The 25,071-nt window shown below is 63.7% G+C and carries 24 protein-coding genes and 1 tRNA gene; 11 read left to right on the top strand and 14 right to left on the bottom strand.

What is annotated here, in order from left to right; translation table 11 throughout:
* Positions 1 to 136: 136 nt before the first annotated feature.
* The 4 genes from ACI3K3_RS05725 to ACI3K3_RS05710 all read right to left on the bottom strand — a co-directional run bounded on the left by ACI3K3_RS05725 (position 137) and on the right by ACI3K3_RS05710 (position 4,404).
* Positions 137 to 1,471 carry a prolyl hydroxylase family protein gene (locus ACI3K3_RS05725; RefSeq protein WP_404912642.1) on the bottom strand — a complete coding sequence of 445 codons (1,335 nt, stop codon included), beginning with the start codon at positions 1,469 to 1,471 and terminating at the stop codon, positions 137 to 139.
* Between the two features lie 630 nt (positions 1,472 to 2,101).
* Positions 2,102 to 3,475, bottom strand: coding sequence for a tyrosine-type recombinase/integrase (locus ACI3K3_RS05720; protein ID WP_404912641.1), 1,374 nt, complete (start codon positions 3,473 to 3,475; stop codon positions 2,102 to 2,104).
* Positions 3,476 to 3,676: 201 nt separating this feature from the next.
* A tRNA-Met gene (locus tag ACI3K3_RS05715) sits at positions 3,677 to 3,753 on the bottom strand.
* A 108-nt stretch (positions 3,754 to 3,861) separates the two neighbouring features.
* The gene (locus ACI3K3_RS05710) at positions 3,862 to 4,404 is read right to left on the bottom strand and encodes a 2'-5' RNA ligase family protein (protein ID WP_404912640.1); all 543 of its coding nucleotides are present in this window, start codon (positions 4,402 to 4,404) and stop codon (positions 3,862 to 3,864) included.
* 110 nt (positions 4,405 to 4,514) lie between these two features.
* On the opposite strand from ACI3K3_RS05710, the gene ACI3K3_RS05705 reads away from it, so the two are divergent.
* Positions 4,515 to 4,925 (top strand): sugar transporter, encoded by a 411-nt coding sequence (locus tag ACI3K3_RS05705; protein WP_404912639.1) that lies wholly within the window; start codon positions 4,515 to 4,517, stop codon positions 4,923 to 4,925.
* Between the two features lie 9 nt (positions 4,926 to 4,934).
* On the opposite strand, the gene mltG is transcribed toward ACI3K3_RS05705, so the two are convergent.
* From mltG to aspS, 4 genes are all read right to left on the bottom strand, one after another.
* Positions 4,935 to 5,909 carry an endolytic transglycosylase MltG gene (gene mltG, locus ACI3K3_RS05700; protein WP_404912638.1) on the bottom strand — a complete coding sequence of 325 codons (975 nt, stop codon included), beginning with the start codon at positions 5,907 to 5,909 and terminating at the stop codon, positions 4,935 to 4,937.
* 20 nt (positions 5,910 to 5,929) lie between these two features.
* Entirely contained in the window at positions 5,930 to 7,189 is a 1,260-nt protein-coding gene (gene fabF / locus ACI3K3_RS05695; RefSeq protein WP_404912637.1) for a beta-ketoacyl-ACP synthase II, read from the bottom strand.
* Positions 7,190 to 7,375: 186 nt separating this feature from the next.
* Complete coding sequence (locus ACI3K3_RS05690; protein WP_007013838.1) at positions 7,376 to 7,612, bottom strand: acyl carrier protein; 237 nt, start codon at positions 7,610 to 7,612, stop codon at positions 7,376 to 7,378.
* A 233-nt stretch (positions 7,613 to 7,845) separates the two neighbouring features.
* The gene (gene aspS / locus ACI3K3_RS05685; RefSeq protein WP_404912699.1) at positions 7,846 to 9,630 is read right to left on the bottom strand and encodes an aspartate--tRNA ligase; all 1,785 of its coding nucleotides are present in this window, start codon (positions 9,628 to 9,630) and stop codon (positions 7,846 to 7,848) included.
* Between the two features lie 254 nt (positions 9,631 to 9,884).
* Here aspS and ACI3K3_RS05680 point away from each other — a divergent pair, with 254 nt between their 5' ends.
* The 3 genes from ACI3K3_RS05680 (at position 9,885) to ACI3K3_RS05670 (ending at position 12,543) form a co-directional block, all read left to right on the top strand.
* Positions 9,885 to 10,109, top strand: coding sequence for a hypothetical protein (locus tag ACI3K3_RS05680; RefSeq protein ID WP_404912636.1), 225 nt, complete (start codon positions 9,885 to 9,887; stop codon positions 10,107 to 10,109).
* Positions 10,110 to 10,190: 81 nt separating this feature from the next.
* Positions 10,191 to 11,411, top strand: coding sequence for a ribonuclease D (gene rnd / locus ACI3K3_RS05675; protein ID WP_404912635.1), 1,221 nt, complete (start codon positions 10,191 to 10,193; stop codon positions 11,409 to 11,411).
* A 235-nt stretch (positions 11,412 to 11,646) separates the two neighbouring features.
* Positions 11,647 to 12,543, top strand: coding sequence for a hydrogen peroxide-inducible genes activator (locus ACI3K3_RS05670; protein ID WP_313434179.1), 897 nt, complete (start codon positions 11,647 to 11,649; stop codon positions 12,541 to 12,543).
* A gap of 89 nt (positions 12,544 to 12,632) precedes the next feature.
* Here ACI3K3_RS05670 and ACI3K3_RS05665 read toward each other — a convergent pair whose 3' ends face one another.
* Both ACI3K3_RS05665 and pgsA read right to left on the bottom strand, forming a co-directional pair.
* Positions 12,633 to 13,760, bottom strand: coding sequence for an MFS transporter (locus ACI3K3_RS05665; protein ID WP_404912634.1), 1,128 nt, complete (start codon positions 13,758 to 13,760; stop codon positions 12,633 to 12,635).
* Between the two features lie 230 nt (positions 13,761 to 13,990).
* Complete coding sequence (gene pgsA, locus ACI3K3_RS05660) at positions 13,991 to 14,584, bottom strand: CDP-diacylglycerol--glycerol-3-phosphate 3-phosphatidyltransferase (protein WP_404912633.1); 594 nt, start codon at positions 14,582 to 14,584, stop codon at positions 13,991 to 13,993.
* A gap of 231 nt (positions 14,585 to 14,815) precedes the next feature.
* Here pgsA and ACI3K3_RS05655 point away from each other — a divergent pair, with 231 nt between their 5' ends.
* A complete protein-coding gene (locus ACI3K3_RS05655; RefSeq protein WP_404912632.1) occupies positions 14,816 to 16,129 on the top strand; it encodes an MFS transporter in 1,314 nt (437 codons plus the stop codon).
* 10 nt (positions 16,130 to 16,139) lie between these two features.
* Here ACI3K3_RS05655 and ACI3K3_RS05650 read toward each other — a convergent pair whose 3' ends face one another.
* From ACI3K3_RS05650 to ACI3K3_RS05640, 3 genes are all read right to left on the bottom strand, one after another.
* On the bottom strand, positions 16,140 to 16,331 hold the full coding sequence (locus ACI3K3_RS05650) for a hypothetical protein (protein WP_404912631.1): 192 nt from the start codon (positions 16,329 to 16,331) through the stop codon (positions 16,140 to 16,142).
* 165 nt (positions 16,332 to 16,496) lie between these two features.
* On the bottom strand, positions 16,497 to 16,679 hold the full coding sequence (locus ACI3K3_RS05645; protein WP_404912630.1) for a CsbD family protein: 183 nt from the start codon (positions 16,677 to 16,679) through the stop codon (positions 16,497 to 16,499).
* Positions 16,680 to 16,795: 116 nt separating this feature from the next.
* Positions 16,796 to 17,209, bottom strand: a complete 414-nt coding sequence (locus ACI3K3_RS05640; protein WP_404912629.1) for an EVE domain-containing protein — start codon at positions 17,207 to 17,209, stop codon at positions 16,796 to 16,798.
* Positions 17,210 to 17,377: 168 nt separating this feature from the next.
* Between ACI3K3_RS05640 and ACI3K3_RS05635 the strand changes: the two genes are divergently transcribed.
* The 6 genes from ACI3K3_RS05635 (at position 17,378) to ACI3K3_RS05610 (ending at position 23,861) form a co-directional block, all read left to right on the top strand.
* Positions 17,378 to 18,313: an isopenicillin N synthase family dioxygenase gene (locus ACI3K3_RS05635; protein WP_404912628.1), complete on the top strand. Its 936-nt coding sequence runs from the start codon at positions 17,378 to 17,380 to the stop codon at positions 18,311 to 18,313.
* Between the two features lie 138 nt (positions 18,314 to 18,451).
* Positions 18,452 to 20,179, top strand: a complete 1,728-nt coding sequence (locus ACI3K3_RS05630) for a putative bifunctional diguanylate cyclase/phosphodiesterase (RefSeq protein WP_404912627.1) — start codon at positions 18,452 to 18,454, stop codon at positions 20,177 to 20,179.
* 58 nt (positions 20,180 to 20,237) lie between these two features.
* Positions 20,238 to 21,056 (top strand): diaminopimelate epimerase, encoded by an 819-nt coding sequence (gene dapF, locus ACI3K3_RS05625; RefSeq protein WP_404912626.1) that lies wholly within the window; start codon positions 20,238 to 20,240, stop codon positions 21,054 to 21,056.
* On the top strand, positions 21,053 to 22,270 hold the full coding sequence (locus ACI3K3_RS05620) for a MiaB/RimO family radical SAM methylthiotransferase (protein ID WP_404912625.1): 1,218 nt from the start codon (positions 21,053 to 21,055) through the stop codon (positions 22,268 to 22,270). The genes dapF and ACI3K3_RS05620 overlap by 4 nt, the downstream gene beginning before the upstream one ends.
* Entirely contained in the window at positions 22,267 to 23,208 is a 942-nt protein-coding gene (gene ftsY, locus ACI3K3_RS05615) for a signal recognition particle-docking protein FtsY (protein ID WP_404912624.1), read from the top strand. The genes ACI3K3_RS05620 and ftsY overlap by 4 nt, the downstream gene beginning before the upstream one ends.
* Positions 23,208 to 23,861, top strand: a complete 654-nt coding sequence (locus ACI3K3_RS05610) for an inner membrane-spanning protein YciB (protein ID WP_313434197.1) — start codon at positions 23,208 to 23,210, stop codon at positions 23,859 to 23,861. Before ftsY ends, ACI3K3_RS05610 begins: the two co-directional genes overlap by 1 nt.
* Positions 23,862 to 23,879: 18 nt before the next feature.
* Here ACI3K3_RS05610 and ACI3K3_RS05605 read toward each other — a convergent pair whose 3' ends face one another.
* Positions 23,880 to 25,031: a glycosyltransferase family 2 protein gene (locus tag ACI3K3_RS05605; protein ID WP_404912623.1), complete on the bottom strand. Its 1,152-nt coding sequence runs from the start codon at positions 25,029 to 25,031 to the stop codon at positions 23,880 to 23,882.
* Positions 25,032 to 25,071: the final 40 nt, after the last annotated feature.

Here is a 25,071-nt window from a genome sequence, read left to right as displayed (position 1 = left end):
ACGATGCGATCATGACCAGAGCGAACAGAGGGACTTTGCATGTCCCAAGCGCCTTTCATTTCTATGCTGTTAAGCGCCGCCTGCAAGGCGTCTGCAACGCCCTCCTCAGGATCTTGAGCGCTAGGTTCCGGCGTGATCATTCCGCGGCCAGTGCGAAATGTACATAGAGGTTCCAGACGTGCCCGTCGGGTAGGCTGCGCGGGCGGCCATGGAGGATGGTTTCGCCAGCGAAGACCAAAACCTCGCCCGCCTCGGGTTCCATTGCCGTCATCGCGCCCCGTTTTCGTTCTAGGAATAGCGGCCACGGTTGCGAGTTGGTGCGATCGATACAGAGGAGCACTCCGGCACCATGGGTTGCGCTTCGATCGAAGTGCAACCGCAGGGACGCGCCGGTGTTGTATTGTCGGATCCCGTACACAACAGGATTAGCCAGCGGCTCGTCGATCTCCTCGGCGAGGAGCGCTGCGGCGTAGACTTCGAGGCGGCGTATCAGGTCGCTTGATATCGGAATTATCTCACTTGAGTTGCCATCGGGATCGATAGATCGAAGATGGGTGTGGGAGATCTCTTCAACGACAGCGCAATGTCGGTTGGAGTCGAGCTCTGCGCGGAGCGCCCGTAGGACCACAGGATCGATTGCGCGACGCGAATGTGCGAACCTTGGCTGGCGTACGCGCTCTCCAGGAAATTCGACTTCGATGGAAGATGTCGGCAGCCGAAACCACTTAGTGAGTATCGACTTATGCCCGTGAGTAACAGCATTTGCGCGGTGCCGCGTGGCGGGGTTCACTGCCAAGGCGGCGTCCAAGTTATTCCATGCAATCAGTGTTCCCAGCGACGGTCTAATCGTGATTCCGGCATTTTCGAAGACGGTTTCGCCACCGCCGTCCGGCGCCTCCAGGTAGATCAAGATCGACCAGGTCCGCTGGCCGAAAGCGCGATCAAAGGCATCGAGCCTGCTTTCCGGGAGATAATCGAAGTGGTCGGCGAAGAAGTCACCGGGTTCGTAGGTGTGAAGTTGGAAAGGTTCGGAAAAGGCGCGTGGCAGTCCAATTAGCTTCGCGGTTCGATCCTCTAACTGCTCAATCAGGTGGTCGTCTGAAAGCCCGATCTGGGATGTCCTGCTCGTGCGAACGTAGCGAGGGTCACCGTCACCGAGGATCGTCGAGGGCTGCATGCCTAACAGGCCTCGCTGGACGAAGTGGTCGCACTCACGCGAGCTCAAAAAATTCTGGACTTCGAATACTTCGCATCCCCGACCTGCATGCGTCGTCAGCTTCATTCCCTCTTCTAGGCGCGGCTGTTGATACGGACTGCGGGCTCGGGCCTTGATCGACTCGAACTCGGCAGAAAGCCCGCGCGAGCACTGCTCTGGCCCAAAGCCCGCAATCAGAAGTTCGTCGTAAACCTCCGCCCGCGAGACACCGCGTGCGAGATTGTCATTGATCCACGCGCTCCAGGCGGCGTCCATGATATTGCCGCTGTGCCGGATTAGCGCGCGGTTCGACGGGTCAATCCATAGACGTGGCGCCTTGTAACGCGCGGCGGCAAGGCATTACGGGCCTCGGTGTCCTCAGTGGCTGGTTTTTTATCGGGAGGGGGGGTCGGCTTCGGGCTGGGCCGCGGAGACGTCACGTCAGGCGTCGGCGGCGGGGTGTGCGCCTTGACGAGCAAAGAAAAGGCCATAGTCGACTCCTTTCCGTACGTTGATCTTCTTGAGGCTACTCAATTCCCAGCGGCGGGCAAGTACTAACTGCAGTGTTGGTCTACTCAGACGCAAGATCGCTTGGGTCGACCGTCGTTACGCGGCGCGAGGAGAACCGCATTCGGTATTCGTCCCCTTCGGATGAGTGTTGCATCACAAGAAGGACAGCGAGTCCCCCCGCCTCATTGCATAGCGCGCGGGTAAACCGGTTGGTCATTCCGCGAACGGGCAGCCCAACGGCAACCTCGTTCGGGAGCCGCCATTCAGGTGGTCAGAGCGGAACGACTTATGTTGGTCGAAACATGCCACTCTCAAGCTGTTCGACAAGCAACTAGTTTCACCTTGAGGCAGAAGTTCAAAGGTCCTGCTCGAAAATGAGCGTTCCGCGTGGACAGCTCAATTCTCGCCGCAACGAGAACGTCCCGGAAATTTGATGATGTTGTCTCCGGTTTCCACGCTCTGCTGGACGAGCCGCAAATTGCCTCGTCGATCTACGCCACCCAACCGCCGTTCATGGACGTCGGAAATGTCATTCCGGTCCACGCCGGAAGAGGTCGCGCAATCCTTCTCGGGCGAACCGCAAGCATCGACATAATCGCCCCAATCCTGAAGCATCCCTGCCCTTTGAGCGAAATGCTGCGCGCTGTTGTAGGCCGCACGGACGGTATCATCCTCCACGTGCGCCAGAGCCAACTCGATCCAGTCCGATCGATAGCTTTGCGATTCGTTTGCCCATGTCGAAGCCAGGGCTCGAAAACCGTGGATTGTCTGCCGGCTCCGATATCCCATCCGGTAGCAGCCGTAGAGCATGGTGTTCTCCGACATTGCGGTTTCCTCGCGATCTCCAGGGAAGATGAACCCTCCGGGCTTCACCTTTGTCAGCTCCATCCGACGCTTGAGGATGAGGACGGCCTGAGACGATAATGGCACGAGGTGCTCACGCTTCTTCTTCATGCGCTCCGCCGGCACCCTCCATGCAGGTTGCTTTCCATCCAGGTTCTCGATCTCGCCCCAGACCGCAAAGCGAACCTCCCCTGTTCGAGCCCAGGTAAGCAGGGTGAACATCATGGCGTCGCGGGTTCGATCACGCCTTCGGCTTCCATCTTCACCGTCATAGCTCGCGATGGCACGAACCAAGTCCGGCACTTCCTGTAGCGGGACACGAGCCATGTGCTTGACGCGAGGCCGGGGCTTGAGGGCACCAAGCAAATGGACGGTAGGGTTCTCGCGCGCCCATCCGTTGGCGATCGCAAACCGATAGACCTGACTCACGCATTGGTTGGCGCGCCGGCTGATATCGAGAGCCCCCCTCGCCTCGATTTTTCGGATCATGGCTAAAATCTCGGTGACCGATATTTCGGTGAGAGGTCGGTGGCCTATCGCAGGAAAGACATCGCTCTCCATTCGGCTAATCACCCGCCTCGCGTGAGCAGCATTCAATCCTTCCACGCGATTGGCGTGCCAGGCGCGGGCCACCTTTTCGAATGTGCGCTCCGCAACGTCCTGCTCCTCTGCCAGAACGACCCCTGGATCTCGGCCTTCTGCAAGGCAGGCCCTCGCCTCGTCGCGCTTGGTCCGCGCAGCCGCGAGCGGAACGTCGGGATATTTCCCGAAGCTCAGCAGCTTTTCCTTGCCGGCGAATCGGTACTTCATTCGCCACAGCTTCGAGCCGTTCGGCTGGACAAGCAGGTGCAATCCGCCGCCGTCCGTCAGCTTGTATGCGCGGCTCCGGATCGCCGCGTATTTGACTTCGAGTTCCTTGAGGGCCATGTGGGGGTATCGCCTGTTGGGGGTGCCGGCCGAAAATACCCCCAATTCCACCCCCAATTCAAATCGACGTGGGCGGTCCCACATGGACGTGAGCGGACGTTTGCGTGCCGTGACGGACGCCTTAAACGCTTGAAATTATTTTGAAAAAAGATGCCCCGAGACGTCTACGGACAAAGCTGGACTGTCTCTGAAAAGGGGGTGTGGTAGCGGAGGAGGGACTCGAACCCCCGACACGCGGATTATGATTCCGCTGCTCTAACCAGCTGAGCTACTCCGCCAAACCAGGGCCGCTGCTTGAGCGGCTCGATCCGGTGCCCTACATCGCTGCCGGGCAGGTCGCGTCCTCTAGGGGTAAGGTCGGCATCGGTCAACACCCAAAAATGCGTTCAGCCGCGAAAAGATATCGAGCGGAGCGGTCGCCACAATCCGTCCTCCCAGGCGTGCAGGCCGAAACCCCGGAAACTGAAGCCGACGGGGTTGAGCCGAGGCCCGAGTTCGGCCTGCAAGGCCAGTGCAGCAGCCCGTTCGACCTTGTTCTGGACGGTTATATGAAGACGCAGCGGACGACTGTCCTGATCGGTCAGCAAGCCGTGCATCCGCTCGGCTATCTCGCCGTGAAGCTCGACCATGCCCGGCGATTCGAGCGCGATCGCCGTGCCGTTGTCCAGCTTCATCAACCCCGCGATCCGCGCCTGAGGCGGCCTCCGCCGCGCGAGTTCGCCGAGAATCTGAAGCAGTTCCGCCTCCACGCGCGGCGGGAGCGCATGGAACAGGGTGACATGGGCGCGCAGATGGTTTCGTTCCGGCGGATAGTGCGCGCGGCGAAGGCTGTCCGCCCACTCCAGCACATCGCCCGGCAGTTCCGCCGTCACCAGCAGTGGAGCGCCCTGCTTGCGGACGGGCGACAGGAACTCACCCTCACGATTCATCCATCCGCTCCTTCATTTCCAGTGCCCTGCCCGCTCGGTCGCTTGCCAGGTCGATGACGCCGAGGCAAAAATCGGGAAAAGATCGCACCGTCATGCGAAAGGAAGCGGGCATGCGAAAGTTCCGTATCATCGCCGTCCTGATCCTCCTGTGGAACCTCGTGGGTGATGCTGCCTACCTGATGCAGGCCACGGCCAATCTCGACGAAGTTGCACGGCAGGATCCGGTGCAGGCTCAGGCATTTCGTGAGATGCCGGGCTGGGCCTGGGCCGCCTACGCCGTCGCCGTGACCAGCGGCACCATCGGCGCGATCGTGCTGCTGATGCGGCGAGGATGGGCCTGGGCGCTGTTCGCCCTGTCCTTCACAGCAGTCGTGATCCAGTTCGGCTGGACTTTCCTGGGCTTCGACCTGCTGGGGGCGAAAGGCCCCTCGGCAGCGCTATTCCCCTTGTTGATCGCCGGAATCGCGCTTGCCTCGACGATATATGCCTGGCGCAAGCGGAAAGACGGTACGCTTCAATAGCAAGCCGCCTCAGATTTCGCCGCGCTCACGTCGGATGGCGAACCACTTCTTCACGTTCTCGTTGTGCTCGGCCAGGGTCGCGGCGAAGACATGGCCGCCCGTACCGTCCGCCACCATGTAGAGCGCGTCCGTCTTCGCCGGGTTGAGCACGGCTGCGATCGAGTCGCGTCCTGGATTGGTAATCGGGTGCTTGGGAAGGCCGCTCATCGTATAGGTGTTGTAATCGTTGACCGCGCGGATTTCGGACTGACGAATCCGCCGCCCGAGCGGTTTGCCCTTGGTGATCGGATAGATGATCGTCGGATCGGCCTGGAGCGGCATGCCGATCCGCACGCGGTTCGAATAGAGCCCGGCCACCATGCGCCGTTCGGACGGCTTCCCGGTTTCCTTCTCCACGATCGAGGCGAGGATGAGCGCCTGCTCGGGAGTCTTGACGGCGATGCCCGGCGCGCGCTTTTCCCATAGCTCCTTGAGCGTCTGGGTCATGGCAGCCTGCATGCGCCGCAGGATGGCGGCACGCGGCTCGCCGTTCTCGTAGGCGTAGCTGTCGGGAAGGACGGACCCCTCGTCCGGCGTCGAGACTTCGCCGCTCAGATGTTCCTGCGCCTTGAGACGCTCGTAGACCATGATCGACGGCATACCTTCCGGCACCATCACGAAGCGGCGCACCATGTCGTCACTGGAAAGGATCGCAAGCACGCGCGAGGCGCTGGCGTGGGCGGGAATGGCGAACTCACCCGCCTTGATCGCGCCCCCACCGCCGAACACGCGCGCGCGCAGCGTGAAGCCCTGCGCGCTGCGCACGACGCCCTGCTTCTCCAGCCGCTCCGCAACCGCAGAGAGGCTGGCGCCGGCAGGCACCAAAAAGTGGCGGTCTTCCTTCAGGGGGCCTGAACCGTACCAGCCGCCCACGAAGGACCACAGGGCGATGACAGCCGCAAGGCCGATGGCCGCGACGAGTATCCAGTTGCGCCGCGACATCATCGCCCCTCAGTCCTTCTCGATCAGTCGATCTTGCGCATCACCAGGCTGGCGTTGGTGCCGCCGAAGCCGAACGAGTTGTTCAGAACGGCGCGCACTTCGCGCTTCTTGGCGACATGCGGCACCAGGTCGACGCCCTCGCAACCCTCGTCCGGATTGTCGAGGTTGAGCGTCGGCGGAACGATCTGGTCGCGCAGCGCCAGGATGCAGAAGATCGATTCGACCGCACCGGCACCGCCCAGAAGATGGCCGATGGCCGACTTGGTCGAACTCATCGAAACGCTGCCGATGGCATCGCCGAACAGGCGGCGCACGGCGCCGAGTTCGATGGTGTCGGCCATGGTCGAAGTGCCGTGGGCGTTGATGTAGTCGATGTCGGCCGGGGTCATACCGGCCTTCTTCAGCGCCATCTGCATCGAGCGATAGGCACCGTCGCCAGTAGGCTCCGGGGCAGTGACGTGGAAGGCATCGCCCGACAGGCCGTAGCCGATCACTTCGCAGTAGATCTTCGCGCCGCGCGCCTTGGCGTGTTCGTACTCTTCCAGCACGAGAACGCCGGCGCCCTCGCCCATGACGAAACCGTCACGATCCTTGTCGTAGGGACGGCTGGCCTGTTCGGGACGGTCGTTGAAGCTGCTGTTGAGCGCGCGGGCCTGTGCGAAGCCGGCAATGCCGATCGGGCAGACGGTCGATTCGGCGCCGCCCGCCAGCATGATGTCGGCATCGCCGTCCTTGATCATGCGCGCGGCATCGCCGATCGAGTGGGCGCCGGTCGAGCAGGCGGTGACCACTGCGTGGTTCGGGCCCTTGAGGCCGTACTTGATCGAAACCTGACCCGAGATCAGGTTGATGAGGCGTCCATGCACGAAGTGCGGCGAGACGCGGCTTGGGCCCTTTTCGGCCAGCACCAGCGATTCGCTTTCGATGCCCGGCAACCCGCCGATGCCCGAACCGATCGAGCAGCCGGCCATGAGCTTGTCTTCCTCGCTCATGTCGGTCAGCCCGGCGTCTTCCAGCGCCTGGCCCGCGGCGTCGATGCCGTAGACGATGAAGGGATCGACCTGGCGCTGGACCTTGTGATCGACACGCTTGTTGGGATCGAAGCCATACTCGTGGTCGGCCGGCTTCACTTCGCAGGCGATCTGGCACTTCTGGTCCGAGGCATCGAAGCGGGTGATCGGGCCTGCCCCGCTCTTGCTCGCAAGGATGTTGGCCCAGGCGGTCTCGACGTCGGCCCCGAGCGGGGTGACAAGACCAAGTCCAGTGACGACAACACGACGCATTCATGCTCTCCGAAAAAGCAATTTGGCCGAACCTGCGGCTGGCGCGAACCAGCCCGCAGAAACGGCAACAGGCCCGCCCCCTTAGAGGTCGAGCCTGTCGAGTTCAATCCGGTTATGAACCGGGATCACAGCCGCCCGCAACCCGGCCCAAGGCCGAAAAATGCGAGAGTAGCCGAAGAGCGGGGCTCAGCCCTTGTTCTCTTCGATGTACTTGATGGCATCCGAAACGGTGCTGATCTTCTCGGCAGCATCGTCAGGGATTTCGACGCCGAATTCTTCTTCGAACGCCATGACCAGCTCGACGATGTCAAGCGAGTCAGCGCCCAGATCGTCGATGAAGCTTGCTTCTTCCGTCACCTTGTCGGCTTCGACGCCCAGGTGTTCGACGACGATCTTCTTAACCCGATCGGCGGTATCGCTCATTGAATAAACCCCTTCAAAAATTCGCGAGGTGCTGAATCTCGCCTGCCGCCCTAATGATTGGGGGCCGCGCTGGCAAGCCTCGCACACAAGATAGGATCACGACGCCAAAGCGCCATGGCCCGATTTACCCACGACCCGCCCCCGTTTCCAGTTTGTTGCCGGGTCAGGGTGTTTTCGGATCGTGGAGGTTGGGCAGCGGAGCCGAGGCCCGCCGCCCGGCGGAAAAAACGAACTCAGTTCTTCTGCGGTTCAACCACACGCATGTGCAGTTCGCGCAGCTGCTTGGATTCAGCCGGGCTCGGCGCGCCCATCAGCAGGTCTTCCGCGCGCTGGTTCATCGGGAACAGCGTGATCTCGCGAAGGTTCTGCGCACCGCAGAGGAGCATGACGATGCGGTCCACACCAGCCGCCATGCCGCCGTGCGGCGGGGCGCCGTACTGGAAGGCGCGGTAGAGACCGCCGAAGCGATCTTCCACGTCCTGCTTGGTCAGGCCCACCATCTCGAAGGCCTTGACCATCAGTTCGGGGCTCTGGTTGCGGATCGAGCCCGAGGCGATCTCGTAGCCGTTGCAGACGAGGTCGTACTGGAACGCCTTGATCGTCAGCGGGTCCTGGCCTTCCAGCGCTTCCATGCCGCCCTGCGGCATCGAGAACGGGTTGTGCGCGAAATCGACCTTCTTGTTGTCCTCGTCCCATTCGAAGAACGGGAAATCGACGATCCAGCACAGCTCGAAGCGGTCCTTGTCGATCAGGTCGAGCTGCTCGCCGGTGCGGATGCGGGCGAGACCGGCCAGCTTGGCAGCCTGCTCTTCCTTGCCGGCGGCGAAGAACACGCCGTCGTTCGGGCCGAGACCCAGCGCTGCGATCAGCGCAGCGGTCTTTTCCTCGCCATGGTTCTTGGCGATCGGGCCGCCGGGGACGCCGTCCTTGATGTTGATGTAGCCGAGGCCGGAGTAGCCCTCGCCGCGCGCCCAGACGTTCATCTCGTCGAAGAACTTGCGGCTGCCGGCGCCTGCGCCCGGAGCCGGGATGGCGCGGATCGTGCCGCCATTCGCGACGATGCCGGCGAAGATGCCGAAGCCCGATTCGACGAAGTGCTCGGTCACGTCCTTGATGATCAGCGGGTTGCGCAGGTCCGGCTTGTCCGATCCGTAGTCCAGCATCGACTGGGCGTGCGGAATGCGGCGGAATTCACCGGCAGGCGTCACCGGCTTGCCTTCGGCGAAGTCTGCGAAGACGCTCTGGAGCACGGGCTCCATGGTTTCCCAGACTTCTTCCTGCGTCACGAAGCTCATTTCGAGGTCGAGCTGGTAGAACTCGCCCGGCAGGCGGTCTGCGCGCGGATCTTCGTCGCGGAAGCAGGGCGCGATCTGGAAGTAACGGTCGAAACCGGCGACCATCAGCAGCTGCTTGTACTGCTGCGGCGCCTGCGGCAGCGCGTAGAACTTGCCGGGATGGATGCGGCTCGGCACCAGGAAGTCGCGCGCGCCTTCCGGGCTGGAAGCGGTGAGGATCGGCGTCGAATATTCGGTGAAGCCGATGCCTTCCATCTTGCGGCGCATGTCCGAGATGATCTTCGTGCGCTTGACGATGTTGGCGTGCAGCGTGTCGCGGCGCAGGTCGAGGAAGCGATAGCGCAGGCGGATATCCTCGGGATATTCCTGCTCGCCCGCCACCGGCATCGGCAGCTCCTCGGCGCGGCTGATCACCTTGGCGGAGCGGGCGTAGACCTCGATCGCGCCGGTGGCGAGGTTGGCGTTCACCGTCGATTCGGTGCGGGCCTTCACCACGCCCTCGATCGTCACCACCGATTCGACGCGCAGCGAATCGAGCAGTTCCAGTGCCGCGCTGTCGGTGTCGGCGACGACCTGGGTCATGCCGTAGTGGTCGCGCAGGTCGACGAAGAGGACGCCGCCGTGATCGCGCTTGCGATGCACCCAGCCCGAGAGGCGAACGGTCTGGCCGACCTCGGCAGCGGTCAGGGCGCCGCAGGTGTGGGAGCGATAGAGATGAGTCATGGCGGGCTCGCGCTTCTTCTGATCGGAATTGAGTTGCAAGCCGAGGCCCCTAGTCGAGTGGCGCGGCGATTTCCAGAAGAGAAAGGGTTTCGCCCGGAGACGTGAAAGCCCGCGGCCCCTCGCCCGGCCTCGATGCCTGACCTCAAATCATCGCGCCTCCGTGTAAGACTCTATGAAATCCGAACCCGCGCTAACCTGAAATAAACCATTGCGCCTTAAGCTCTGCGACGAAACGGGTTTCGCCAATGGATCGCATGGACGACACGCAGAGTTCTGAAGCCGGTGGTGAGGAAGCTGGCGGCGAGGAAACTGGAGCCGACCAAGGCCCGCAGGCCTGGCACCTTCCCCCGCCCGGCATCCACGTCACCGGCTCCCAGCTTCGCCACCGCCTGATCACGGCCGAGAGCATCGCCGAACTGGAAACGGCTTCCGCGCCGAGCCTTTTGGGCCGGATCCTGGGCAGTCTGCGCCGCAAATAGGCAGATTCGTCATTTGTCGGAGAATATGACGAGCGGGAAACATTGATCCGCCGCCCGCTTCGCGTTACCGCGACGGTCGAAATGAAAATCCACCCGCTGATAACGAAGACCGACGACCTCGCCGCGCTGTGCGAACGCCTTGCGAAATCCGATTTCGTGGCGGTCGACACCGAATTCATGCGCGAGAACACCTATTGGCCCGAACTCTGCCTGGTGCAGATCGCCAATACCGAGGAAGCGGCCGCGATCGACCCGATGGCAGAGGGGCTCGACATGACCCCGCTGCTCGACCTGCTCACCGACAACGAGGACGTGCTGAAAGTCTTCCACGCCGGCGGCCAGGACGTGGAGATCATCTACAACGCCACGGGGCGCACGCCGCACCCGATCTTCGACACCCAGATCGCGATGATGGCGATCAGCCAGTCCGAGCAGATCGGCTATTCCAACCTCGTCGAATCGTGGATGGGCCTCACCATCGACAAGGGCGCGCGCTTTACCGACTGGTCGCGCCGTCCGCTGACCGAGCGGCAGATCGAATATGCCATCGGTGACGTCACCCACCTCTCCAAGATCTTCCCCAAGATGCTGAAGCGCCTGATCAAGACCGGGCGCGGCGAATGGCTCGATCAGGAGATGGAGAAGCTCGCCGATCCGGAGCACTATCGCAACGATCCGGCCCAGGCCTGGAAGCGAATCAAGGCAGCCGGCCGCAACCCGGCGATGCTCGGGCGCCTCAAGGCCATCGCCGAATGGCGCGAGTACGAGGCCCAGGGCAAGAACATCCCGCGCGGCCGCATCGCCCGTGACGAAACCCTGGCGGATATCGCCAGCCACCCGCCCAAGCAGCAGGCCGACCTCGCCAAGGTTCGCGGTCTTTCGCAGGGCTGGAAGGACAACGATATCGGCAAGCGCCTGATGAACACCATCGCCAAGGCCCAGCCCATGTCCGAAGACGAACTTCCGCCGCGCACGCCCAAGGGCGCGCCGCTCGGCAAGGAAGGCTCGCTGGTGGCCGATCTCCTCAAGCTGCTGCTGAAGATTCGCGCGCGCGAGATCGACGTGGCGGCCCGCCTGCTTGCCCGCAGCGAGGATCTTGAACTGCTGGCTGCCGGCGTGCGCAAGAAGCTGCCGATCCTCGAAGGCTGGCGCTACGAAGTGTTCGGGTGCGACGCCCTCGCCCTGGTCGAAGGCAAGCTCGCCTTCGCCGTGGAGAACGGCAAACTCAAGATGACGCGCGTCGAGGACGAGGTGGTCGAGGAAACCGCCGAGGCTTCCGACGAGGCGGCAACCGAGGAATAAGGCCGCTCAGGACGCCTTGAAAAGTTGAGGAAGCCGTCGTCCCGGACTTGATCCGGGACCGCTGGCAGGTCTTTAGGCGCTACCTTGCGTCAGGGCGCCCTACTGAGAGTTAGGTGAGACACAGCCAGCGGTCCCGGATCAAGTCCGGGACGACGTGCACTCGGCCTCCTCTTCGCCCCCGCTCAGCAAAAGCAAATGCTTGGCGAACGGCCAGGGTTCGTGCGATAGCCGGCGCGTGACCGTATACCAGCCCACGCTCAAGCAGCTCCAGTACCTTGTCGCCTTGCACGAACACGGGCATTTCGGCCGTGCCGCCGATGCCTGCTTCGTTTCGCAATCCACCCTTTCGGCGGGCCTGCGCGACCTGGAGGCGCTGCTCGGGGTGACACTCGTCGAGCGTACCAAGCGCGCGGTGCGGTTTACCCCGCTCGGCAATGCCGTCGTCGCCAAGGCCCATCGCATCCTGCGCGAGACGGAGGAGCTGTCGGATCTCGTGCAGTCCAGCGGCAAGCCGCTCTCCGGCGAAGTGCGCATGAGCGTGATCCCCACGATCGCGCCGTTCCTGCTGCCGCGCATGCTCCCCCGGCTGAGGCGCGAACGGCCAAATCTCAAGCTGTTCCTGCGTGAGGAGCCAAGCCAGGCCGCCATCGAATCGCTCCACCACGGCCGGGCCGACTGCGTCCTGCTGGCGCTTCCTTATGCCACCGGGGAAATCGAGAAGGAGACGATCGAACTAGACGCCTTCTTCGTGGCCTTCCCCAACGACGACCCGCGCAATCCACCCGCCGAGGTCGGTCCGGACGTCATCGACGAACATCGCCTGCTGCTGCTGGAAGACGGGCATTGCCTGAAGGACCACGCGCTGGCCGCCTGCAATCGCCCCGAACTGCGCGCCTCGGCCACAATGATCGGCACTTCGCTGCATACTCTGGTGCAGATGGTGGACAATGGCCTGGGCCTGACCATGCTGCCGGAAATGGCTATCGACGCGGGCATCCTGAACGGCACCAACGTCGTCGCCCGCCCCCTGCTCTCGCCTAACGCTAACCGTGAAATCGCGCTGGTCTGGCGCAAGAACTCGCCTCGCGGGGACGAATTCCGGCTGCTCGCCGATGAGCTGCGGGCAGGGTAGAACAGGAAAATCGGTGAGCGCGCTACGCATAGGCGGCGCGCAGCGCTGACATTCCGAGGGTCTGGGGGATCATCCCCCAGGACTTCCGTTTACGTCTTCACCCGCAGCGTCTGCAGCCCCAGTCCCAGCGCTGCGATCGCGGTGCCCAGCACGACCACCCCGGTCCAGCCCCAGTTGTGCCAGGCCACCGTAGCCGCTCCGGAACTGGCCGAACCGGCGAAGAACATCGATGCCATGTAGACGGTGTTGATCCGCGAGCGGGCTTCGGGTCGCAGGGCGTAGATGATGCTCTGGTTGGAAATCTGGCTTGCCTGGATCGCGAAGTCGAGCAGCAGCACGCCCACGATCAGCCCGACGATCGAGGTCCAGAAACCGAAGACCAGCCAGGAAACCAGGGTAAGGGCGCTGGCGGCGACGATCACCGGATGCGGCCCGCGCCGGTCGGCAATGCGGCCCGCGATCGGCGCCGCCAGCACGCCCGCGGCGCCGAGGACACCGAACAGCCCTGCCACCTCGGAACCCAACCCGAAACGCGGTTCCTGCAAATGCAGTGCGAGGATCGTCCAGAACACGCTGAACACGCCGAACTGGGTGCATTGGGTGAACGTGGCCAGCCGCAAGGCCGGAAACTCGCGCCACAGATCGCCCAGGGATGCCATCAACCCGAGGTAGCCGAGGCCTCCCGACTGGGGACGACTGCGCGGCAGCTGCCAGGCCATGAGCGCGGCCGTCAGCAGGGCCAGCGGCACGGCGAGCCAGAACATCGCCCGCCAGCCGAACGCGCCGCCGACGAAGCCCGCCAGGGTACGACTGAGCAGAATACCGCAGAGCAACCCCGCCATGACCGTGCCGACCACGGCGCCCCGCTTCTCTTCAGGTGCGAGATTGGCTGCGAGGGGCACGATCTGCTGCGCAACCGAGGCAAGCAGGCCGACCAGCAGCGAGGCTGCCAGCACCGTGGCTCCGGTAGGCGCCAGCGCTACAAGGGCCAGGGCCAGGGAAAGTGCGATACACTGGCTAACGATCAGTCGCTTGCGTTCCAGCAGATCGCCCAGCGGCACCAGCAGGAACAGGCCCGCCGCATAGCCGAGCTGGGTCGCGGTAGGCACGTAAGTGATCGCGGTGCCCGATATCTCGCGTTCCATCAGGCCCAGCATCGGCTGGCCATAATAGATGTTCGCCACGGTCAGGCCGGCGGAAGCGGCCAGCGCGAACACCAGCGATCGGCCGAAAGCACGCGCGCGAGGCGGCTCGTCGGGCGATGAAGGCTGTTGGGCCGGGGTAGTGGAAGAGGCGCGGGAGGCGGTGATGGGAATGTCCTTGAATGAAGCCCCCCAAACTCGCGCTCGCCGTGCCCGGCGATCAGGCTTGTGCCAAACGCAACAAGTTCAAGCCTGGCCGCGAAATTTGCAAATCGGACGACTGCGCTGGGCGCTGGGCCTCGCGATCAGTCCATATGCTTGAGGCCGACTCGCAAATAGTCCCAGCCAGTGATCAGCGTGAGCGCTGCCGCAGCCCATAGCGTGGTGAGGCCAACCGTATGGGGAACGTTCACTTCCAGAGCGCCCAGTTCGATGTTCCACCAGGGCATCGCCGCGCCAAGCACGAGCGCGCCCAGCGAGATCAGCTGAAAGGTCGTCTTCCACTTGGCCAGGCGGCTGACGGGGACCGACACTTGCAATCCGCCAAGAAATTCACGCAGTCCCGAAACCGCGATCTCTCGCACGAGAATGATCAGCCCGGCGATGACATGCATGTCGCCCACGAAAGGTCCGGTCAGGATGCCTTGTGCCGTCAGCACCAGGATCACCGTGGCGACCATGATCTTGTCGGCGATGGGGTCCAGAAAAACGCCCAGTTTCGACACCGTCCCACTGGACCGGGCGAGGTAGCCGTCGAAATAGTCTGTTATGCCCATCAGGCAGTAGAGGCCGAAGGCCAAGCCGTAGCCGAATTCCCATCGTGGCCACCACAGCAGGAAGGCCAGGAGGGGAAGCGCGACGATCCGCGAGAGCGTGAGGATATTCGGCAAGGTCAGCATGTTCCCTAGCCCATAGCCTCGATTCTCGCGTTTGAGAATTGCCTTGTGAGAACGGTGTGAGAACTGAGCGAAAGCGGTCCAGCGATGGCTGGAACGTTTGTTGCCAAACCATTTCATGCCCTACCGCCCGCCCAGCGGCCCGGCAAAAAACGCCTTACGGGGCTTGTGCCCTCGCCCTACCGCATTAAGTGTCGCCGCTATGATGAAGCGAGGCCGCCGAATTTTTCCGACATGACCACGACGACTCAACTCATCCGGGCCAGGCGTTTCCTGCCCCTGTTCGTCACCCAGTTGCTTGGCGCGTTCAACGACAACCTGTTCAAGAACGCCATGGTGCTGTTCGTCGTCTACGGCGTCTACAACTCGGAAACCGCCGAAGCGCGGTTCAGCGCGCTGGCCTCGGGGATTTTCGTGATCCCCTTCTTCCTGCTTTCGGCGCTGGCCGGGCAGATGGCGGACATGCGGGACAAGTCTCGGATCATCCGCATCGTGAAGTTCTGCGAAATCATCATCATGGTGGTGGGCGGCACCGGTCTTGCGCTGGCATGGCAGGGCATCGCGCTGCATCTGGTGGCTATCCCGCTGATGCTGCTGGCGCTCTTCGCGATGGGCGTCCACTCCACCTTCTTCGGCCCGATCAAGTACGCCATCCTGCCGCAGCACCTGAAGGACAACGAAGTTCTGTCCGGCACCGGCCTGGTCGAGGCCGGCACTTACATCGCGGTGCTGGCCGGGACGATCGTCGCGGGATGGATCAGCGTCGATACGGCGGCCGTGATGGTCGTCGTGATCGCGGCGATCGGCTACCTTGCGGGGAGGCAAGTCCCTTCCGCGCCGCCGCTGGGCAAGCTGGAGCCCATCGACTACCACGTCATCCGCTCTTCGATAAACCTGGTCCGCACCACCATGCAGGACCGCCGCGTCTATCTGGCGATCTGCTCGATCAGCTTCTTCTGGGCGATCGGCACCGTGCTGTTCGTGCACTTCCCGCCGCTGGCCAAGAACATGCTCCACGCCAGCAAGGAAGTGGCGAGCCTGTTCCTGGTGATCTTCTCGGTCGGTGTGGCCATCGGGTCCGTCGCCATCAATGCCCTGCTCAAGGGCTCGGTCTCGGCGCGCTGGTCGCCGCTTTCGGTGATCGGCATGGGGCTGTTCCTGCTGGCCTTCCAGCAGGTCTGCGCGATCTGGCCTCCGCACGGAGGGCCGGAAAAGCTGATGAACGTGGCGACCTTCGTCATCCAGCCGCTGGCCTTGCCGCTCCTGCTGACCCTTTTGGGCATCGCGGTTTGCGGCGGCATGTTCGTGGTGCCGCTCTACGCGTTCCTGACCACTTTCGTGGACAAGTCCCAGACCGCACGCACCATCGCGGCCAACAATATCGTCAATTCCGGCGCCATGGTGGTCGGTGCCATGGCCACGGGGCTCATGTCCCTGCTCGGGCTGGCCGTGGTGACCCAGCTCATGATCGTGGCGATATGCTGCGTGGCCTCCGCCTGGCTCGGCCTGCTGCTCTATCGTGCCGAGCGGGCCGCGAAGCGCCCCTGACGCTCCAGCCTCAAGCGATGAAGGCGAAGACCGCCGCCAGAACCGCGCAGTAAGTCGAGAGGAAGCTGCGCCAATCCGCGCCGCTCATTACCCAGCCGGCAACCACGCGTTGCCGGGCACGGCTGTCGCGTGATCGGGCCAAGGAGCGCCGGTACGGATGACCGGCCTGTTCACGGATGAGAACGCCTGGGCTTCTGGACATGCTCCACATGAGGACCAGCGTAACGCTTTGTTTACCTTACGCCACTCATCCAAACGGATCATCCCGAAGCGGGACATATGTCCCAGGATCGTGCTGCGGACCTGCCACAAAAAAGGCCGCCCGAAGGCGACCCTTTTCTGCTCCGACATCACGCCGGATCGAAGGTCAGACCCGGTCGCCGAGCGCGCCCTTGACCTTGCCGACGCCCTGCTGGACTTCGCCCTTCGTTTCCTGGGCCTTGCCCTCAGCCTGCTGGGCCGGATCGTTGCGGGCCTTGCCGATGGCCTGCTTGGCATTGCCGGCGATTTCGTTGCCGAGGCCCTTGATGGTGTCCTTGAGTTCACCCATGATCGATACTCCTTTTCGGTTTCGGCTCATTTGGCCGTCTACACGTTGAAGAAACCGAACCGAGGCTCAGGAAGTTGCACCCGCCTGCGCCGAAACGTTCTACGCCAGCGACGAACTCAGCGATCCGCCAGGGTGAGGATGTAATCCCAGTCTTCCGGCGTCACTTCCGCAACCGACAGACGGGACAACTTAAGCATCTCCATCTCGGCGAGCCGGGGATCGGCCTTCATCTGCTTGAGCGATACCGGACGCGCCACCTTGCGCACGGGCTTCACCTTCACCGCGGCCCATTTTCCCTCCGGATCCGATGGGTCCGTCAGGCCGGACTGGCTGATCGTGACGATGCCCACGATCTCCTTGCCGATGTTGGAATGATAGAAGAAGGCCTCATCCCCCACCTGCATCGCCCGCAGGTTGTTCGCGGCGCGATGGTTGCGCACGCCGTCCCAGGTGCCCTCGCCTTCGGCCTCCAGATCGTTCCAGCCATAGGCATCGGGTTCGGACTTCATCAGCCAGTAGCGCTTTGCCATCGGGTGCCTTTCGATTTCGCGTTGCGGCAATAAACTTCTATGGGGGCGGCATAACGATTCAATCGGTGGAAACAACAGCGGCGATTCGGCGCCCTGGCGGAGTGCGGGAAACCGTGTCCCGATCCTGGCCTGATCCTGTTTTGCCCCCGATTCTTTTGGAAGACCATGATGAACCTTGCCCAGATTCCCGTCCTCAGCCTCGAAGACGATCGCGCCGAGTTTTCCCAGCGCATCGGCGAAAGCTTCCGCACCTTCGGATTCGCCATGGTGCGCGATCACGGCATCGACCAGGCCCTGATCGATCGCGCCTGGGCGCTGACCGAGCAGTTCTTCGCCCTGCCCGACGACGTGAAGCGCGCCTACTTCATCGCCGGACAAGGCGGCGCGCGCGGCTATACGCCGTTCCGCACCGAAGTGGCCAAGGGTGCGACGGAAAAGGATCTCAAGGAATTCTGGCACATCGGCCGCGATCTGCCCGCCGGCTCGCCGCTTGCCGCCTCGATGCCGCCGAACGTCTGGCCCGATGAGATCGAGGGCTTCCGGGAAACCTTCACCGAACTCTATGCGCAGTTCGACAAGGCGGGCGCCGAAATCCTCTCCGCCATCGCCGTCTATCTCGGCGTCGATGCGCGCTGGTTCGACCCCGCCATCGAAGACGGTAATTCGGTGCTGCGCCTGCTCCACTATCCGCCGGTGAGCCAGGGTGCCGGCGGAGCCATCCGGGCCGGCGCGCATGAGGATATCAACCTCATCACCCTGCTTCTCGGCGCGCAGGAAGCCGGTCTCGAACTGCTCGGCAAGAATGGCGAGTGGCTGTCGATCGCCCCGCCCGAAGGCGCCGTGGTGGTCAATATCGGCGACATGCTCCAGCGCCTAACCAACCACGTCCTGCCCTCCACCACGCATCGCGTCCGCAACCCCGAGGGCGACCGCGCCGCGCACAGCCGCTATTCGATGCCGTTCTTCCTGCACTTGCGCAGCGACTTCCCGTTCAAGACGCTGGAACAGTGCATCACCGATGAAAACCCGGACCGTTACCCCGTCAGCATCACCGCCGACGACTACCTCCAGGAGCGCCTGCGCGAAATCGGCCTGAAGATGTAAGCGCCCATTTAAAATGCGGCACCGGCCCGCGCGCCCCGGTATCTCTGCCGAGGGCGCGCGGGCCGCTTGTCCGATTTAACCAATATTTCAGTCCAGTGCCCTAAGAAACCTCCCGGGGATCGAGCGGGGGGACGTGGGGTGATCAAGGCTGGGGCTGAGCAAAGCCGGACGTTCGAAGACGGGGACCGCCAGGTCGATATCGTCGCACTCGGCATCGTCACCGCCGCGATCCTGCTCTTCGTTGCCACCGGCGCGGCGATCGGCCCTGCCGTCGTCAGATCGCTGGCCGGACAGGGACCCGGCCCCGACCGCTTTCTGGTCAACGCCTTCGTCCTCAACATCGCCATCATCATCTTCGGATGGAGTCGCTATCGCGAACTCTGCGCCGAAATCCGGCAGCGCAAGGCCGCAGAGCAGCACGCCCGCCACCTCGCGGAAACCGATCCGCTGACCGGCTTCCTCAATCGCCGCAGCTTCCACCGCGCCGTGGAAGACATGGTCCGGCAGGCCGCGCTGCGCGATCGGAAGGTCGTTCTGGCGATGATCGACCTCGACAACTTCAAGCAAGTAAACGACCGCAACGGTCACGACACCGGCGATCGCCTGCTTCAGGAATGCGCCCGGCGTATTTCCGGCTGCCTTCCCCACGGTGCCCTGATCAGCCGCATCGGCGGTGACGAGTTCTCGGTCGCGCTGGAATTCGACCGGGATCGCGAGGAACGGGTCGATCGCATCGCCGCGTCTCTCGTGGAAGCCATCGGCCAGAGTGCCGCGCAAAACTTCGCGGGGGCAGACGTCACCGCTTCGATCGGGCTGGCGCGTTCGGATGTCGCCTTTTCCGGCGTGGCGCATTCGGACGATGCCCCAGAACGCCGGAATGCCGATGCCCTGCTGGAAATGGCCGACATCGCCATGTACCATGCCAAGCGACAGGGCCGGAACAGCTTCTACTGGTTCGAAACGCCGATGGCGGACGAGATGCGCTTCCGCAACGATCTGGAAAGCGGCATCCGCCAGGGCATCGCCATGGGCGAATTCGTGCCCTTCTACGAGCGGCAGGTCGATCTCCAGACAGGCGAACTCACCGGTTTCGAAATGCTGGCGCGCTGGAATTCACCGCGTTTCGGCGTGGTCGCGCCCGACATCTTCATACCCGTCGCCGAAGAGATCGGTGCCATCGCCGAACTGTCCGAGGGGCTCATCGCCCGCGCTCTTCAGGATGCGCTGGAATGGGATGCGCGGCTGACGCTCTCGGTCAACATCTCGCCGGTCCAGATGCGTGATCCCTGGTTTGCGCAGAAGCTGCTGAAGCTTCTGCTCGAAGCCGCCTTCCCACCTCAACGGCTGGAGATCGAGATCACCGAATCCTGCCTGCACCAGAACATCGCGCAAGTCCGCTCGCTGATAGACAGCCTGAAGAACCAGGGAATCAAGGTCTGCCTGGACGATTTCGGCACCGGCTTCAGTTCGCTCGCCATGCTGCGCAGCCTGCCGTTCGACCGCATCAAGATCGACCGCAGTTTCGTGACCAACCTTGCTGGCAACAAGGACAGCGCCGCGATCGTCCATGCCATAGCCCTGCTCGGCCAGGGGCTCGACCTGCCGGTGACCGCCGAGGGAATCGAGAACGACGAAGTTCTCTCGCATCTCCGGCAATATGGGCCGATCAAGGGCCAGGGATATCTCTACGGTCGCCCGCGTCCTGCGGAGCAACTGGCGGAGTGGCTTCCGGGTGTCGCCATCGTGGCCGCCCCGGAAACCGTGAACGACCTGGCAATCCTGCGCAGCCAGATCGAGGCGCGGCGGCGCGAAGAACAGGCGCTTTCGGCTCCGGCCTCGCAGGATCCGCAGTTCCGCCTCGCCTGAGCGAACGTTCGCGCGGCTTTCGCTGGACCTGGCGCGGCGTAACGCATAAATCGCCGCCATGCGGATCGATTTCACCAAGATGCATGGCCTGGGCAACGATTTCATCGTTCTCGATGGGCGCTCCGGCGCGCTGCCGGTCGTGGACGCGGCGTTGGCGGCGGCCCTGGCCGACCGTCATACCGGCATCGGCTGCGACCAGTTGATCGTGCTTGCCCCGTCCGATCGCGGCGACTTCCGGATGCGCATCTTCAATGGTGACGGCAGCGAAGTGGAAGCCTGCGGCAATGCCACCCGCGCTATCGGCCTGCTCCACGGCCGGCCCGCCCTGATCGAAACCCTGGGGGGCATGGTTTCCACCACGCCGACCGACACGGGGATCAGCGTCGAAATGGGCAAGCCCCGCTTCGACTGGGAGGCCATCCCGCTCGGTTATCCCATGGACACCCACAGGATGCCGGTGGCCTGGGAAGAGCTGGTCAATCCCATCGCGGTGAACGTCGGCAATCCGCATGTCATCTTCTTCGTGGACGATCCCTACGCGATCGACATGGCGCGCCTCGGTCCGCTGATCGAGAACGACCCGCTGTTCCCGGAGCGGATCAACGTGAACGTCGCTGCCGCGACCGCTCGCGATGCCATCACCCTGCGCGTCTGGGAACGCGGCGCCGGGCTCACCCGGGCCTGCGGCACCGGGGCCTGCGCAACCGCCATCGGCGCGATGAAGCGCGGGTTGGTGGATCGCAAGGTCACCGTCACCCTGCCCGGCGGGCCGCTTTCCATCGAATGGCGTGCCGACGACGAGATCGTCATGACCGGCCCGGCTACCGAGTCTTTCCGGGGCTCCTTCGCAGCGGCGGACTACGGGATTACAGATTGACCGTCGAAGTCCATTCGCTCGGCTGCCGCCTCAATATCTCGGAAAGCGAAACGCTGCGCGGCCTGCTGCGCGGCGTGTCGGAAACCGATGGGGATCTGGTGGTCGTCAACTCCTGCGCGGTGACGGCCGAAGCCGTGCGCCAGACGCGGCAGGCCATCCGGCGCGCCCGCAAGGAGCGGCCGGATGCCCGCCTGATCGTCACCGGCTGCGCCGCCGAGGTCGAACGCGCGATGCTGGCCGCCATGCCCGAGGTGGACGGGCTGGTGCCCAATACCGCCAAGCTCGACCCCCGCGCCTGGAACGTGGCGCCCGCCCCTGCCCCGGTAGCTGGTCCTCTCAGGCGCCACGCCTATACGCGCGGCTTCGTGCAAGTGCAGAACGGCTGCGACCATGCCTGCACCTTCTGCGTCATCCCGCAGGGACGCGGGCCCAGCCGCTCGCGATCCATCTCCGAGGTACTGCATGACGTAGCGGTTCACCGCGATGCAGGCGTGAACGAGATCGTGCTGACCGGGGTGGACCTCACCTCCTGGGGCAGCGACCTCGATGGCGCGTCCGGTCCGGCCCCCGTTCGCCTCGGCGCGCTGTGCGAAGCGATCCTCGCCCGGTTCCCCACTCTGCCGCGCCTGCGCCTGTCCTCGATCGACGGCGCCGAAGTGGACGAGGCGCTGTTCGAACTGCTCGCGGGGGAAGCGCGGGTCATGCCGCATGTCCATCTTTCGCTCCAGCACGGGCACGACCTGATCCTCAAGCGCATGAAGCGCCGCCACAGCCGCGCCGATGCCGTGAGCCTGGTGAGCGCCCTGCGCGCACGCCGGCCGGAGATTGCCATCGGCGCGGACCTGATCGCCGGCTTTCCCACCGAGGACGAGGAGGCGCATGCCGCCAATCTCTCCATCGTCGAGGAATTGCAGGTCGTCCACGGCCACGTCTTTCCCTATTCGCAGCGCCCCGGAACCCCGGCGGCGCGGATGCCGCAAGTCGATGCCGCCACGATCAAGGCGCGCGCCGCCGACCTGCGTGCGAAGATCGCCAAAATCAGGGCGAACTGGCTGGCGGGCCTCGTCGGCAAACCGCTATCGGTGCTTGCCGAAAGAGGCGCGAAAGGCCATGCGGAAAACTTCGCGCCGGTAGGCCTGCCCGCCGATGTGCAGCCCGGCACGCTGATCCGCGTTACGCCCGCAAGGGTAGTCGAAGGAATACTGGAATCATGAGTACCGAAGGCCAGCAGGCAGAGCGCGACTGGTCCGAGCGCCTGTTCGGCGGCTTCCGCAAGACGTCGGAACGTCTGAGCGAGAACCTGTCCGGCATCGTCGGCAAGTCGAAGCTCGACGACGCGCAGCTCGATGCTCTCGAGGATGCGCTGATCATGTCGGACCTCGGCCCCCGCGCCGCCGCGCGCATCCGCGCCCGCCTGGCCGACGAGCGGTTCGAGCGTGACGCCGATGAGCGCGCGATCATGGAAGTGGTCGCCCGCGAGATCGCGGATATCCTGCGCCCTGTCGCCAAGCCGCTCGATGTCGTGGCCTTCCCGCGACCGCAGGTGATCCTGGTGATCGGCGTCAACGGCTCGGGCAAGACCACCACCATCGCCAAGCTGGCGCATCTGTTCCAGGAGCAGGACTATTCGGTCATGCTGGCGGCGGGCGACACCTTCCGTGCCGCCGCGATCGGCCAGCTCGGAGTCTGGGCGGATCGCCTGGGCATTCCCCTGATCAAGGGCCCCGAGGGCGGCGATCCGGCCTCGATCGTGTTCGATGCCGTCAAGGCCGCGACCGATCAAGGCATCGACGCGCTGATCGTCGACACCGCCGGACGCCTTCAGAACAAGCGCGAACTGATGGACGAACTGTCCAAGATCCGCCGCGTGCTGGGCCGCCTCAATCCCGAGGCACCGCACGACGTGGTCCTCGTGCTCGACGCCACCAATGGCCAGAATGCGTTGTCGCAGATCGAGATCTTCAAGGAAGTGGCGGGCGTTTCCGGCCTGATCATGACCAAGCTGGACGGCACCGCGCGCGGCGGCGTTCTCGTCGCGGCCGCCGAGCAGTACGGCCTGCCCATCCACGCCATCGGCGTGGGCGAGAAGATCGACGACCTGCGCCCCTTCAACCCGGACCTGCTGGCCCGCGTCATCGCCGGGATCGCCTGATGAACACGCCCCCTACAAGCGCAGAAAAGCCCAAAAGCTCATGGGTCAACCTCGTCGTCGATTTCGGCCCGTTGCTGGTGTTCTTCCTCGCCTACCGCCATTTCTCGCCTACGGGCGAAGGCGATACGATCGGCACTGTCTCCGCCGTCATCAAGGGCACGATCGCCTTCATGGTCGCCACCGTGATCGCGCTGGGCGTCTCCAAATGGCGCCTCGGCCACATCTCGCCGATGCTCTGGCTGACCACCGTGCTGATCGTCGGCTTCGGCGCTCTGACCGTCGTGTTCCACGATGCCTTCTGGATCCAGATCAAGCCGACCGCGGTCTACCTAATGTTCGCCGTAGTGCTCTTCGTGGGGCTGATGCGCGGCAAGCCGATGCTCAAGTACCTTCTCCAGTCCGCGTTCGAGGGACTGGACGAGGAAGGCTGGATGAAGCTGTCCCGCAATTGGGCCTGGTTCTTCGTCCTGCTCGCCGTGCTGAACACCGTGCTGGTCTTCACCGTCAGCTTCGACGCCTGGCTCCAGGCCAAGCTCTGGGGCTTTACCGTGCTCTCGTTCGTCTTCACCTTTTCGCAGCTTCCCATGGTGCTCAGGCACGGCATGGGAGAGGCTGCCAAGGAAGAAGTGATCGAGAACCCGCCGCACGATTAAGGTCGCGCGGCCCGAGGTTCAGGTGCCTTGTCGCGCCCCGGCGCGGCGCTTAAGACGGCGCCAGTCGGGCAGCGCCATGCGCGGCGGGCTGGAAACCGTCAAAGCCAGGGCGAGCGCCCCGCCCCGCACGACGTCGCCGCTGCGAACGTAATCGCGCAGCACCGCGTTGAACGCCCAAGGCGAAGACGCCTCCATCTGATTGCGGTAACGCAGGGCTTCGACCTGCAACGCGCGCCAGCCGCCCGCCTGCCCCCGCGCGATGCGCTTCACGATCTTCACGAACTCCCGCGCCCAGAAACGGGAAACCGCGCGATCCAGCTTCGCGCAGGCATGCGGCAGTCGCTCCGCCAAGGCGCGATTGAACCCATGCAACGAGGCCGCGAGATCGTCGTTGCCCTGCCGGTCGAACTGGCCCCTGCAATTGAGCTGGGCCATGATCCCACTCTTGCGGGTACGGTAGAAGATCCAGGGCTGCGCGGCGTAGACGAAACTTCTGGCCGAAAGCAGAAGCCAGGGCACCGTGGCGACATCCTCGAAACGAGCGCCCTCGGGAAAGCGGATCGTATCCCCGAACAGTTCCCGACGCCAGATCTTGGACCAGGCATGGAGGCGGCGGCGGGAAAAGGCACCCGCCACAAGCGTCTCGGTGCACTGCATCGGCACGCCGCTTTGGACGCCGCTCTTGCTGCAGAACGTGCGGAACGCATCACCCTTCTCGCGGCGGTAATCGCATAGGATCACGTCGGGACGATGCGACCAGACCACCTCGCTCAGGGCGCTCAAGGCGCCGGGCAACAAGGTGTCGTCCGAATCGATGAACCACACATATTCCCCGCGCGCCGCTTCCAGCAGCGTGTTGCGTGCAGCACTGATCCCGCGATTGTCGTCATGGCGGAGAAGGCGCGCATCGACGCCGCTGCCCGTCAAGGTTTGTGCGCATATCTCCGCCGAGCCATCCGTCGAGCAGTCGTCCACGACGATAAGTTCGACCCCAGGCTGCTTCGTCATCTGCGCCCTGATCGAATCCAGGCATTCGCCCACGAACGGACGTACATTGTAGACCGGGACCAGAATGCTCAGCCACGGCCCTTCCGGCACAGCCTCACGTTCACCCGCGCTCGATCGGACAACATGACCGCATCCGGCCATGTCCGTACCTGTTCCCGCCATTCGACTGCCCCCGCAGATACCTGTCACATTCACTGCCGAG

The organism is Novosphingobium sp. ZW T3_23, from assembly GCF_044987305.1.
Classification (GTDB): domain Bacteria; phylum Pseudomonadota; class Alphaproteobacteria; order Sphingomonadales; family Sphingomonadaceae; genus Novosphingobium.
This window is presented reverse-complemented; position numbering and strand designations above follow the sequence as displayed.